The organism is Palleronia abyssalis (assembly GCF_900302445.1).
GTDB classification, from domain to species: Bacteria; Pseudomonadota; Alphaproteobacteria; order Rhodobacterales; family Rhodobacteraceae; genus Palleronia; species Palleronia abyssalis.
Window position 1 is genome coordinate 660,291 of record NZ_ONZF01000002.1, and the last position, 11,425, is coordinate 671,715.

Sequence of the window (11,425 nt, forward strand, 5' to 3'; positions counted from 1 at the left end):
CTGGAACCCCGCGCCGTTCCATGCGACACCAGCCCGGCGCACCAACCCGCGGAGATCGAGACGATGGCCTTCGGCAAAGGATCCCACCTGCATCTGGTCGACGGATCGGCCTTCATCTTCCGGGCGTTCCACGCGTTGCCGCCTCTGACCCGCAAGTCCGACGGGCTGCCCGTCGGTGCCGTGTCCGGCTTCGTGAACATGCTGTGGAAGATGATTCAGGACAACAATGGCCCCGACGCGCCGACCCATGCGGCGGTGGTGTTCGACAAGGGGTCGATCACGTTCCGCAATCACATGTACGACCTCTACAAGGCCAACCGGGACGAGATGCCCCAGGATCTGCGCCCGCAGATCCCGCTGACCCGCGACGCCACCCGCGCCTTCAACCTCGCCTGTCTTGAACAGGAAGGGTTCGAGGCCGACGACATTATCGCCACTCTGTCGTGCAAGGCCCGCGACGCCGGGGGGCGCGTGACGATCATCAGCTCGGACAAGGACCTGATGCAGCTCGTCGGGGACGGCGTGGTCATGTTCGACGCCATGAAGAACACCGTCATCGACCGCGAAGGGGTCGAAGCGAAGTTCGGCGTGGGGCCGGAACGTGTCGTGGACGTGCAGGCGCTGGCCGGCGACTCGGTCGACAACATTCCCGGCGCGCCCGGAATCGGCATCAAGACTGCCGCACAGCTGATCAATGAATACGGCACCCTGGAACAGCTTCTGGACCGCGCCGAGGAGATCAAGCAGCCCAAGCGCCGCCAGACTTTGATCGAGCAACGCGCCCAGATCGAGCTGTCGAAGAAGCTCGTCCAGCTCGATTGCGACATGGCGCTGGACTATGACCTCGACAGCCTCGAGGTGAAGCCCCCCGAGGCCGAACCGCTTCTGGACTTCCTGACCCAGATGGAATTCCGGTCCATCGTCCGCCGCGTGTCGGGCGAGCTGGGGTTCGACGCCCCCGCGATGCCCGAGCCGACGGCAGATGCCACGCCGGACGCCCCCGAACAGCCGCCGTTCCCCGAGGAATATACTTGGATCCGGACTGAAGCCGAGCTTGAGGATTGGATCGCCCGCGCGACCGATCAGGGCATCGTGGCCGTCGACACCGAAACCACTGCCCTGAACGAGATGCAGGCGCTGCTGGTCGGCGTCTCCCTCGCGCTCGCCCCTGGCGAGGCGTGCTATATCCCGCTCGGCCATAAGGAGAACGCCGAGGCCGACCTCTTCGCCACCGACGCACTGGCTGAAGGGCAGATGCCCATGGATCGCGCGCTGGCGCTGCTCAAGCCGCTTCTCGAGGACGAGAGTGTGCTGAAGGTCCTGCAAAACGCCAAGTACGACTACAAGATCCTCGCCCGGAACGGCATCGATCTGCACCCCGTGGATGACACGATGCTGATCTCCTACGCGCAGCACGCCGGGCTCCACGGGCACGGCATGGACGCGCTGGCCGAACGCTACCTCACCCACACCTGCATCCCCATAAAGGAGCTGATCGGCACCGGTAAAAGCCAGATCACCTTCGACAAGGTCCCCGTGGACAAGGCCGTGCGCTACGCGGCCGAGGATGCCGATGTCACCTTCCGCCTGCACGAGATGCTGAAGCCCCGCCTGCACCGGGCCAAGGTCACCACCGTCTACGAGACGCTGGAACGCCCCCTGATCCCCGTCCTCGCCCGGATGGAGATGGCGGGCATCGCAGTGAACCGCGAAACGCTGTCGCGCATGTCCGGCGCCTTTGCCCAGAAGATGGCCGGGCTCGAAGCCGAGATCCGCGAGCTTGCGGGCGAGGAGTTCAACGTGGGCAGCCCCAAGCAGTTGGGCGACATCCTGTTCGACCGGATGGGCCTGCCGGGTGGGAAGAAGGGTAAGACGGGCGCCTACGGCACCGGCGCCGACGTGCTCGAGGATCTCGCGACCGAGCATGAGCTGCCGCGCAAGGTCCTGGATTGGCGGCAGGTCTCGAAGCTGAAATCGACCTATACCGACGCGCTGCAGGACCATATCGACCCCGTGACGGGCCGCGTCCACACGTCCTACTCCATTGCCGGGGCCAACACCGGCCGGCTCGCCTCGACCGATCCGAACCTGCAGAATATCCCCGTCCGGACCGAGGAAGGCCGCCGCATCCGCGAGGCCTTCGTGGCGCCCGAGGGCAAGACGCTGGTGTCGCTCGACTACTCCCAGATCGAGCTGCGCATCCTCGCCCATATCGCCGGGATCGACGCGCTGAAGCAGGCCTTCAAGGACGGGCAGGACATCCATGCGACGACGGCGTCCGAGATGTTCGGCGTGCCGCTTGATCAGATGACCTCCGACATCCGCCGCCAGGCGAAGGCGATCAATTTCGGCGTCATCTACGGGATCAGCGGCTTCGGACTTGCCCGCAACCTGCGCATCCCCCGCGACGAGGCGCAGGGCTTCATAGACCGCTATTTCGAGCGGTTTCCCGGCATCAAGGACTACATGGCCGAGACGACGGCCTTCGCCAAGGAACACGGCTACGTCCAGACCCTGTTCGGTCGGCGCATCAACACGCCCGAGATCAATGCCAAGGGGCCCGGCGCCGGATTCGCCAAGCGCGCGGCCATCAACGCCCCGATCCAGGGCACGGCCGCCGACGTCATCCGTCGCGCCATGATCCGGATGGAGGCCGCCATCGAAGGCCTGCCAGCGACCATGCTGCTTCAGGTCCACGACGAACTGCTGTTCGAGGTGGACGCGGGCCACGAGGACGCCCTGATTGCCGCGGCCGGCGAGGTGATGGAAAGCGCGTCCGCCCCCGCCGTCCACCTGACCGTCCCGCTCGACGCGGATGCGGGGCAGGGCCCCAACTGGGCCGCCGCGCACTGATCCCCCGCGACGCTGTCCCCGTGTCCAGAGCCCGCCCCCGCCCCCGCGCGAAACAGTCCGGTCCCGCCCGGCTGGTGGCGCTCAACAAGCCGATGAACGTCCTGTCGCAGTTCACCGATGACGGGAAATGGCCTGGGTTGGGGCGGCATCTGGATCTGCCAGGCCTGTATCCGGCCGGGCGGCTGGACCGCGATTCGGAAGGCCTTCTGCTTCTGACGAATGATGGCAAACTTCAGGCGCGGCTGACGCATCCCAGGCACAAGATGCCCAAGACCTACCTTGTTCAGGTCGAAGGCACACCCACGGACGACCAGCTCCGTGCTCTGACCACCGGCGTCGATCTGAATGACGGACCGACCCTACCGGCCGAGGTTTCGCGGCTGGACCCTCCGGCGTTGTGGCCCCGGGATCCGCCGGTCCGCGAACGAAAATCCGTGCCGGATGCGTGGCTTGGCCTGACAATACGCGAAGGGCGCAACCGGCAGGTGCGCCGCATGACCGCCGCCGTGGGGCTGCCTTGCTTGCGGCTGGTGCGCTGGTCGATCGGGGGCATAGAGGTGGGCAAGCTCGACCCCGGCGCATGGCGGGAGGTGGACCTCGGCGAGGTTCCGCCACTGTGATCGTGTCGCGACGATGATGGCAAAATCGCGGCGCGGCCGGGGCGCGAACTAACGACACGAGAGCGACTTGCTGTAACGGTGCCGGAAAAACCACGAGGACATCGATATGCAGGCAAGATTCGCAGCTCTTATCGCCGCCGCCTTTCTGGCTGGGCCGGTCCATGCAGAACGGGCCTTGGTCGCCGAAGACGGCACAGTCTATGCCGAGACGTCGGGCCCGTCGGGCAGCCGTCTGTCGGGCAAGTCGCAGACCATCCTGCTCAGCGACGAATGTGCGGCAGAGATTCCGGGCAAGGGGCGCGGGACGTGGTACTGGACCGGGCGCGGCACCCATGTGACGGTCGGCACATATTCGGTCCGGTTCGACGGCAACGTGCCGTTGATTCCGCTCTATCGCTGCGTCGGCTGATCCCGCTCAGGCATCGTTGAACGCATCGGCCCAGTTGCCGGTGGGGATCAGGTGCATGGGGTTCACCTCGTGCGCATAGATATAGACCCAGGCGTCGATCGGGCCGGTCGGGGTGTCGACGGCCCTGATCGCGCGCTGATATTCGGGTGGCCCCTCATCGAAGAGCCCCTCGTACTCGTCCAGAAGGTGCATGATCCCGGGTTCGGAAATCTCCCAGACCTCGCCAGTCACATGCCCGTCACCGTCTTCGATCAACGCGGGATACCATCCGACCGAATACATCGTTCCGGGAACGCGCCCTTCGGACAAGAAGGTCGCACCGTTCCGGAAGGCAAGCGTCGCCTCGTTGTTCACGAAACCGCGGCGGAGGGTGCCATAGACGAAGACTCGGTGGCCGATGAAGGGGTCGTTTTCCATTCGCCTGACTTAGCCGCGAAGGGTGGGAAAATCCAACCTCCCCCTCAAACCCATTTTGCCAATGGCGGCAGGCTCATCAGGACTGCCGACGGATCGTGCCCCGTCTGAAGGCCGAATTTCGTTCCGCGGTCGTAGACGAGGTTGTATTCGGCATAGACACCGCGATGGATCAATTGCGCTTCTCGGTCGTCTTCGGTGAAGGGCTGGGTCCTCCGCCGGTCCACCAGGGGCAGGAAGGCGGGCAGGAACGCCCGACCGATATCCTGGGTCAGCGCAAAGTCGGATTCCCAGTCGCCGGTGCAGTGGTCGTCCATGAAGATGCCGCCGACACCCCGCGCGCGATTGCGGTGGGGAATGAAGAAATACTCGTCCGCCCAGTCCTTCAGCCGCGGGTAAAGATCGGCCCCGTGCGGGTCCAGATGCCGCCGCTGCTGGTGGTGGAAATGCTGGGTATCCTCGGCATATTCCAGCGCCGGGTTCAGGTCCGACCCGCCGCCGAACCACCAGGCATGGGGCGTCCAGAACATGCGCGTGTTCATGTGGACGGCCGGCACGTGCGGGTTCTGCATGTGGGCGACCAGGCTGATGCCGCTGGCCCAGAAGCGCGGGTCTTCGGCCATGCCGGGCAAGCCCTTCCGCGCCGCCATCGAACTTTGTGCCGCTTCGCCCAAGGTGCCATAGACCTCGGACACGTTGACGCCGACCTTCTCGAACACGCGGCCGTTGCGCATCACGCTCATCAAGCCGCCGCCTGCGTCGGATCCATCATCCGAGGTGCGGCTAGTCTGAGTCACCTCGAACCGCCCCGGTGCGGCGGCGGAGAACGGCCCCTCGGCGTGGCTGTCCTCCATCGCCTCGAAGGCTTCGACGATGGTGTCCCTCAGCTCGCGGAACCAGGCGGCGGCGCGGGCTTTCTCGGCGGCGAAATCGGGTGTGTGATCGGTCATGGCCGCAGTCGTAGCAAGGCCCGACGAAGGGGGAAAGCGCCTAGTGCGCCGCCGCCTCGACCGTGTCCAGAAGGGAGCGGCCGCCATCCACGGTCAGGATCTCTCCGGTGACGAACCCCGCCCCGTCCGAGGCCAGGAACTGCACCGCCTCGGCCACCTCCCCGGCGGACGCGATGCGGTGCAGCGGCGTTGCCTCGATGATCTCGGTGCGCAGGTCCGAATCCTGCTTGATCGCCCCCTTCAGCGAGGCCGACATGACCGATCCGAAGGCGATGGCGTTCACCCGGATGCGGTGCGGCGCCAGCGCGACGGCCAGGTTGCGCGTCGCCTGATCCAGTGCCGCGGTCGAGATGGAGTAGGCCAGAAGATCCGGCTGCGTCCGCCGCGCGGCAATGGACGACAGGTTGATGATCGAACCCAGCGGCTCGTCGTCGCGCCCTTCCTCCTTCGCCTGCCGTATCATCCGCCGCGCAACGGTCTGGGACAGGCGCAGTGCGGTCATCAGGTTCTGCTCCATCAGCGTCTCCAGCATCCCGTCCTCGGGGTCGAGGGGGTCGCTGATCTCCATCTGGCGCGAGGCGTTCACCAGGATGTCGATCCGGTCGAACGCGTCCAGCGTGGCCGACAGAAGGTTCGCGATGGTCAGTTTCTCGCGCAGGTCGCCGGCGAAATAACGGGCGGTGCCGCCCTCGTCGTCCATCTCGCCGATTTCGTTCTTCAGCGTCGCCTCGTCGAGATCCGTCATCATGACGTTCGCGCCCTTGTCTATGAAATGGCGCGCAACGGCGAGACCGACGCCATTGGCCGCCCCCGTGACGATGGCGGTCTTGCCTGCGATGGATAGGGTCATGGGTCAGCCTCGGCGAGGGCCGCGCACGCGCGCGGCGCGAAACAATTTGAAGGCCGAACTTCCGGGAAGCTCGGTTACCTCGGAAAACAACGAGTCGAGCGTGGATTCGTAGGGAAGATGCCGGTTGGCCACGAGCCACAGGACCCCGCGCGGGGCAAGACAAGCCGCCGCCGTGGCCAGGAAGGCACGCCCCAGATGCGGATCGCCCGCACGCCCCCTGTGGAACGGCGGGTTGGTGACGACGTGGTCGACCTTGCTCCCGGGTGTCCAGGCGGTCGCGTCCGCCCAGTGGAACCGCGCCCGCGGATCGTCCAGGTTACGACGCGCGCAGTCCAGCGACGGTCGGTGCGCCTCGACTAGGTCGCAGTCCGTGACGTCGCCGCTTTGCAGGATCGCCTTCGACAGCGCCCCCCAGCCCGCGCCCAGGTCCACGACGTGACCCTTCAGCGGGGGCAGCGCGTCGATCAGCAACCGCGAGCCCGGATCGATCCCGTCGGTCGAAAACCCGCCAGGCGGTGTCAGGAACCCGTCGGCCGTCCGGGGCGCGGCCCGCCAATCGTCGAAATCGCCGCCTTCGATCACGAACAGCTTGCCATGCGCCTTGGCGATCACGGCCCCCACCGTCCCGCGCTTGCGACATTCCTTCAGCATGGCATCCGCGCCGTCGGTCTTCTGGCCGTCCACCAAAACTGGCACGCCCAACGCCATCGCCTGCGCGATCATGTCGCGCCCCGCCTCACGCGCGCGGGGCAGGGTGACGACGACGCATCCCGCAGGGCCTTCGATCCGGTCGCGCATTTCGGCGACGCCGGCGAACCAGTCGCGCTCGGGCTGTGTGTCGTGGGTGACAGCCACGGGGCCGGGAAGATCCGCGACCTCCGTCCCCCCGGGCGGGTTCACCAGAAGGACGGGCGGGACCAGAAGGCCGTCCGCGGCGGCAAGGGGCAAGCGCGCCGAGAGCAGCCGACTATTCCTTTTCCATGGTGCATTGCAGCGGATGCTGGTGGCGCCGGGCGAAATCCATCACCTGCGTGACCTTGGTTTCCGCCACCTCGAACGAGAAGACGCCGACCACCGCCAGACCCTTCTTGTGCACGGTGAGCATGATTTCGAACGCCTGTGCGTGGTTCAGTCCGAAGAACCGCTCCAGCACATGGACCACGAACTCCATCGGAGTGTAGTCGTCGTTCAGGATCAGCACCTTGTAAAGCGGCGGGCGCTTCGTCTTCGGCTTGGTCTCCAGCACGACGCCGGCATCGCCGTCGTCATCCTTGGGTTTGTTCGCCATGAGGAAGGGTTCTCTGGTCACGTTTGGCCCGTATCGGTTAATCGTGAAGCGTGCCGCGTCAATATAAGGGCGCAGCCCCGGGGGAAAAGAGGGACCATGCCCACGATCACCACCATCGGCTTCGATGCGGACGACACACTCTGGCATAATGAGCGGTTCTTCAAGATGACGGAAGGGCGCTTTGCCGAACTTCTTGCCGATCATGCTCCGCCTGATCACCTGGCCGAACGTCTGCTCGAGGCCGAGCGGCGCAACCTTGGTCGCTACGGGTTCGGCATCAAGGGCTTCATGTTGTCCATGATCGAAACGGCGCTGGACGTGACGGACAACCGCGCGCCGGGCCACGTGATGCGGGGCATCATCGAGGCGGGGCAGGAGATGCTGTCCCACCCGATCGAGCTTCTGCCCGGTGCCGAACACGCGGTCGAGGCGCTGCACGGGCGCTATCGCCTGCTTCTGATCACCAAGGGCGACCTTCTGGATCAGGAGCGCAAGCTGGCCCAATCGGGCATGGGCGACTGGTTCGACGGGGTCGAGATCGTGTCGGACAAACGCCCTGAGACCTATGCCCGAATCTTCGCCACGCATGCGGACGGGGCTGAACAGGGGCTGATGGCGGGCAATTCGATGAAGTCCGACGTGCTGCCGATGATTGACGCGGGCGGCCATGGTGTCTTTGTCCCCCACGGTCTGGCCTGGGAAATAGAGCATGCAGATCCGCCACAGGAGCGGTCGAGATATCACGAAATCGCGGATCTGGGGCATTTGCCGGATTTGATCGCGGGGCTGACCTGACCACAGTCCAAGGCCTCGGATCGAGGTATGGTGCCGGGCGGCAGTTCTACCGCAAGATGTGGCGGCTGATGTAAATCGGTCAATGTGCTCATTTTGCACGGTTTCTCGCGGCGAAAAGCTGTGCTAAATCAAATTTTGGAAGCGGACCGATCGCAAAAGAATCGGCCGCCGAGGCAGATGAGGCAGTTACCCGTGATGTACCAACGGCTTCTCACCCTGTTCGGGGTGCTTTCGACCTGTGTTCTGGTGTTTGCGACGCCTCTGGTTGCGGCGCCCTACGCAGCAATGGTGATCGACGCCCGGTCCGGCGAAGTGTTGCACGAAAGCAATGCCGACTCGCGTCTTCATCCGGCATCCCTGACCAAGATGATGACCCTCTACGTGGTGTTCGAAGCGATCACCCGCGGCGAGATTTCGGCCGATACGGTCGTCACGATCTCCAGCCACGCTGCGTCCGAGCCGCCGTCGAAACTGGGTCTGCGCGCCGGTCAGAAGATCGCCCTGCGCTATTTGATCCGCGCGGCCGGCGTGAAATCCGCCAACGACGCGGCCACCGCACTGGGCGAGGCGATCTCGGGCTCGGAAGCGGCCTTCGCGCAGCGGATGACCCGGACGGCGCAGGCGCTGGGCATGACGCGGACGACCTTCAAGAACGCCCATGGTCTGACGCAGGAAGGGCACCTGTCGACCGCGCGCGACATGACGATGATGGGGCGGCGGCTGTTTTACGATTTTCCGCAGTATTACAACCTGTTCTCACGCCAGAGCACCGATGCCGGCATGATGACGGTCAACAACACGAACCGCCGTTTCCTGGCCGCCTACAAGGGCGCGGACGGGATCAAGACGGGCTTCACCAATGCCGCCGGGTTCAACCTCGTTGCCTCGGCCGAGCGGGGCGGAGAGCGCGTCATCGCCACCGTCTTCGGTGGGCGGTCCACCGCCTCACGTAACGCGAAGGTGGCCGAGCTTCTGGACCTTGGCTTCGCCCGCGCGCCGTCGCGCGTCGCCGTCCGCAAGCCGCCACCGCCGAACTATTCGACCGCCACGGCGACCGGTTCTGTCGCCGTCGCCCGGTCCCTGCGCCCCAGCCTGCGTCCCTCGCGCGAGCCGGCCGTCGACCCCGACCTGATCGCGCAAGCGGTCTCCGATTCCATTTCCCGCGTCGTGCCCGAGGTGGCGAACGTCACGCCCTCGCCCCAAGCCGTGCCGGAAACGCAGATCGTCGCCGTGTCCCCCGAGCCCCCGACCCGGCCGACGGAGGGAGAGATCGTAACCCGGATGTCCAGCTCGGGCGGGCGTCACTACGGGATCAATATCGGGCGCTACGGCACCCGCTACCAGGCCGAGCAAGAGCTTCTGAAAACCGCCCTGACCGAGATCACGACGCTGGAAGACGCCCTGCGCAAGGTCGTGCGCAGCCCTCAGGGCTGGGAGGCGAACTTCGTCGGCATGACCCAGGAACGCGCGTCCATGGCGTGCGTGCGTCTGGCCGCCCGCGACGTCAACTGCAACACGCTCGGGCCGGGCTGATCAATCTGCGACCCACGCGGCCTCGGCCGAGCGGGTGAACGTCCTGCGCCCGCGGACGTCGAACACCGCGTCGTCCCCGGCGGAAAATGTATCGATCTCGATCTTTTCGCGGCTGGCGGTCAGCAGGTTGAAGGTATTGGGCTCTCCCCTCAGGCGGTTCGACAGGCCGGTGCCGGCCTGAACGAACAGGCATCCCGGCGCGATGGCGAAGGGCCGCGTCACCGTGTTGTGCAGATGTCCCGACAGGACCACGTCCGCACCCGCATCGTTCAACGCGGTCAGTGCCGCGTTCGCCCCGCGCATCAGCCGCTTGTCCACTTCGGGGCCGTGTTCCAAGGGGTGGTGCAGCACGACCACCCGCAAACGGTCCCCAGCGGTCTGGAAGCTTCTGGCGACCTTGCGGATCGTTCGCCGCGACAGCCGCCCCCGCTGCCACGAGAACCGGTTCACCGTGTTCACGCCGGTCACCACCATCTCGTCCGTCTCCAGTGATGGTTCGAGGTTCCGATCGATGAACGTCTTGTAGCGGTGGAAGGGCTTCAGGAACCGCAGGAACAGGTTGTCCAGCGGCGTATCGTGGTTGCCCGGCACCGACAGCGTCTCGGGCGCCAGCTGGTCCACGAAGGCGCGCGCCCGCTCGAACTGGCCCCGCCGCGCGCGCTGCGTGAAATCGCCCGAAATGGCCACCAGATCGGGGGCCAGGCGGTTCACGGTATGGACCAGGGGGCCTTCCAGTTCAGGCCGGTCGCGTCCGAAATGAAGGTCCGAGAGGTGGAGGATTCGTATCATGCGTCTGCGTGGCCTTCGGGTAACAGGATAGTCAGGTTGTCATCGGACATGCGGAACTTGAACGGCCCGCGCTCGCGCCGTTTCTCGCCGTCGAAAGCGAGCAGGGTGCGCTTCTTGCGGTGGACGTCGATCTCGCAGCTTTCGGTGGTCAAAAGCTCGTAATCCTTGCCCCGCAATGGGCCCAGAAACGCCAGCCGGAAGGTCATTGCGAAAAGCTCCCACCGCGTTTCGGCACGCGAGATCAGGACCGCGAACTTGTCCTTGTCGATCGCCTCCTCCCCCTCGATGTGGAAGCTGTTCAGTTGATAGGCGGACCGGGCGACGAAGATCAGGGCCGACCGCTGGGTCCGCGCGTCCCCGTTTGTGGTGATCGTGACCTTCATCGGCTTGCGGAACTTTAGGAACGTCTTGATCACCGACCAGTGGGCCGCCAGCCGGAACCGGCCCCAGCGGGAATAGACCGTCTCGCGCTCGCGCAGGATCGCGGGATAGATCCCCAGAGAGGCGTTGTTGAGGAACGCCTGCCCGTTGACGGTTCCGATCCGGATCGGGTGCGGTGTGCCCGACAGAAGCTGGCGCGCTGCCTCCTCGGGCTCTTCCGACAGGCCAAGCCCGCGCGAGAAATAGTTGAACGTGCCCAGCGGAAGCACGCCCATGGGCGTGCACTTGCCCAGAAGCGCACCGGCCACGGCCATCACAGTGCCGTCACCCCCGGCGGCGATCACGATCTCAGGGTCGTCTTTCAATGCCCCTTCGACGGTCGCGCCGATGTCGGTCGACGGGTCCCAGTCCACGCGCCACGCGCCGTCCCCGAAGACCCGCATTGCGCGGTCGATGGCCTCGGCGTCGCGACTATTTTGGCCCGACGCCTTGTTCGCGATCAGACAGACTTTTTGATACATGATCGGCGGTGCCCCTGTTTGC

Annotated in this window: 12 protein-coding genes; 5 read left to right on the forward strand and 7 right to left on the reverse strand. The window is 65.5% G+C overall.

Annotated elements, in window-relative coordinates; all coding sequences use genetic code 11:
• The first annotated feature begins 63 nt into the window (after window positions 1-63).
• The 3 genes from polA to PAA8504_RS07010 all read left to right on the forward strand — a co-directional run bounded on the left by polA (window position 64) and on the right by PAA8504_RS07010 (window position 3,882).
• Window positions 64-2,853 carry a DNA polymerase I gene (polA, locus tag PAA8504_RS07000; RefSeq protein ID WP_108893423.1) on the forward strand — a complete coding sequence of 930 codons (2,790 nt, stop codon included), beginning with the start codon at window positions 64-66 and terminating at the stop codon, window positions 2,851-2,853.
• A 20-nt stretch (window positions 2,854-2,873) separates the two neighbouring features.
• The gene (locus PAA8504_RS07005) at window positions 2,874-3,473 is read left to right on the forward strand and encodes a pseudouridine synthase (protein ID WP_281259937.1); all 600 of its coding nucleotides are present in this window, start codon (window positions 2,874-2,876) and stop codon (window positions 3,471-3,473) included.
• Window positions 3,474-3,579: 106 nt separating this feature from the next.
• Complete coding sequence (locus tag PAA8504_RS07010) at window positions 3,580-3,882, forward strand: hypothetical protein (protein WP_108893425.1); 303 nt, start codon at window positions 3,580-3,582, stop codon at window positions 3,880-3,882.
• 6 nt (window positions 3,883-3,888) lie between these two features.
• On the opposite strand, the gene PAA8504_RS07015 is transcribed toward PAA8504_RS07010, so the two are convergent.
• The 5 genes from PAA8504_RS07015 to clpS are packed head-to-tail and all read right to left on the reverse strand — an operon-like array spanning window position 3,889 to window position 7,384.
• Window positions 3,889-4,299 carry a gamma-glutamylcyclotransferase family protein gene (locus PAA8504_RS07015; RefSeq protein ID WP_108893426.1) on the reverse strand — a complete coding sequence of 137 codons (411 nt, stop codon included), beginning with the start codon at window positions 4,297-4,299 and terminating at the stop codon, window positions 3,889-3,891.
• Between the two features lie 44 nt (window positions 4,300-4,343).
• A complete protein-coding gene (hemF, locus tag PAA8504_RS07020) occupies window positions 4,344-5,246 on the reverse strand; it encodes an oxygen-dependent coproporphyrinogen oxidase (RefSeq protein WP_108893427.1) in 903 nt (300 codons plus the stop codon).
• Window positions 5,247-5,286: 40 nt separating this feature from the next.
• Window positions 5,287-6,096, reverse strand: coding sequence for an SDR family NAD(P)-dependent oxidoreductase (locus PAA8504_RS07025; protein ID WP_108893428.1), 810 nt, complete (start codon window positions 6,094-6,096; stop codon window positions 5,287-5,289).
• Window positions 6,097-6,099: 3 nt separating this feature from the next.
• Complete coding sequence (locus PAA8504_RS07030) at window positions 6,100-7,044, reverse strand: class I SAM-dependent methyltransferase (RefSeq protein WP_245897547.1); 945 nt, start codon at window positions 7,042-7,044, stop codon at window positions 6,100-6,102.
• Window positions 7,045-7,063: 19 nt separating this feature from the next.
• Window positions 7,064-7,384 carry an ATP-dependent Clp protease adapter ClpS gene (gene clpS / locus PAA8504_RS07035; RefSeq protein ID WP_108893430.1) on the reverse strand — a complete coding sequence of 107 codons (321 nt, stop codon included), beginning with the start codon at window positions 7,382-7,384 and terminating at the stop codon, window positions 7,064-7,066.
• A gap of 96 nt (window positions 7,385-7,480) precedes the next feature.
• On the opposite strand from clpS, the gene PAA8504_RS07040 reads away from it, so the two are divergent.
• A complete protein-coding gene (locus PAA8504_RS07040) occupies window positions 7,481-8,179 on the forward strand; it encodes an HAD family hydrolase (protein WP_108893431.1) in 699 nt (232 codons plus the stop codon).
• A gap of 177 nt (window positions 8,180-8,356) precedes the next feature.
• Window positions 8,357-9,712, forward strand: a complete 1,356-nt coding sequence (locus PAA8504_RS07045) for a D-alanyl-D-alanine carboxypeptidase family protein (protein ID WP_108893432.1) — start codon at window positions 8,357-8,359, stop codon at window positions 9,710-9,712.
• On the opposite strand, the gene PAA8504_RS07050 is transcribed toward PAA8504_RS07045, so the two are convergent.
• Window positions 9,713-10,501, reverse strand: coding sequence for a metallophosphoesterase family protein (locus PAA8504_RS07050; protein WP_108893433.1), 789 nt, complete (start codon window positions 10,499-10,501; stop codon window positions 9,713-9,715).
• Window positions 10,498-11,403, reverse strand: coding sequence for a diacylglycerol/lipid kinase family protein (locus tag PAA8504_RS07055; RefSeq protein WP_108893434.1), 906 nt, complete (start codon window positions 11,401-11,403; stop codon window positions 10,498-10,500). The genes PAA8504_RS07050 and PAA8504_RS07055 overlap by 4 nt, the downstream gene beginning before the upstream one ends.
• Between the last annotated feature and the right edge of the window lie 22 nt (window positions 11,404-11,425).

What these genes read in the sequence shown, in the direction of transcription:
- PAA8504_RS07015 (WP_108893426.1), bottom strand. Translation starts at nt 4,299, where the DNA reads ATGGAAAACGACCCCTTCATCGGCCACCGAGTCTTCGTCTATGGCACC.
- PAA8504_RS07050 (WP_108893433.1), bottom strand. Translation starts at nt 10,501, where the DNA reads ATGATACGAATCCTCCACCTCTCGGACCTTCATTTCGGACGCGACCGG.
- PAA8504_RS07010 (WP_108893425.1), top strand. Translation starts at nt 3,580, where the DNA reads ATGCAGGCAAGATTCGCAGCTCTTATCGCCGCCGCCTTTCTGGCTGGG.
- PAA8504_RS07055 (WP_108893434.1), bottom strand. Translation starts at nt 11,403, where the DNA reads ATGTATCAAAAAGTCTGTCTGATCGCGAACAAGGCGTCGGGCCAAAAT.
- clpS (WP_108893430.1), bottom strand. Translation starts at nt 7,384, where the DNA reads ATGGCGAACAAACCCAAGGATGACGACGGCGATGCCGGCGTCGTGCTG.
- PAA8504_RS07025 (WP_108893428.1), bottom strand. Translation starts at nt 6,096, where the DNA reads ATGACCCTATCCATCGCAGGCAAGACCGCCATCGTCACGGGGGCGGCC.
- hemF (WP_108893427.1), bottom strand. Translation starts at nt 5,246, where the DNA reads ATGACCGATCACACACCCGATTTCGCCGCCGAGAAAGCCCGCGCCGCC.
- PAA8504_RS07045 (WP_108893432.1), top strand. Translation starts at nt 8,357, where the DNA reads ATGAGGCAGTTACCCGTGATGTACCAACGGCTTCTCACCCTGTTCGGG.
- polA (WP_108893423.1), top strand. Translation starts at nt 64, where the DNA reads ATGGCCTTCGGCAAAGGATCCCACCTGCATCTGGTCGACGGATCGGCC.
- PAA8504_RS07040 (WP_108893431.1), top strand. Translation starts at nt 7,481, where the DNA reads ATGCCCACGATCACCACCATCGGCTTCGATGCGGACGACACACTCTGG.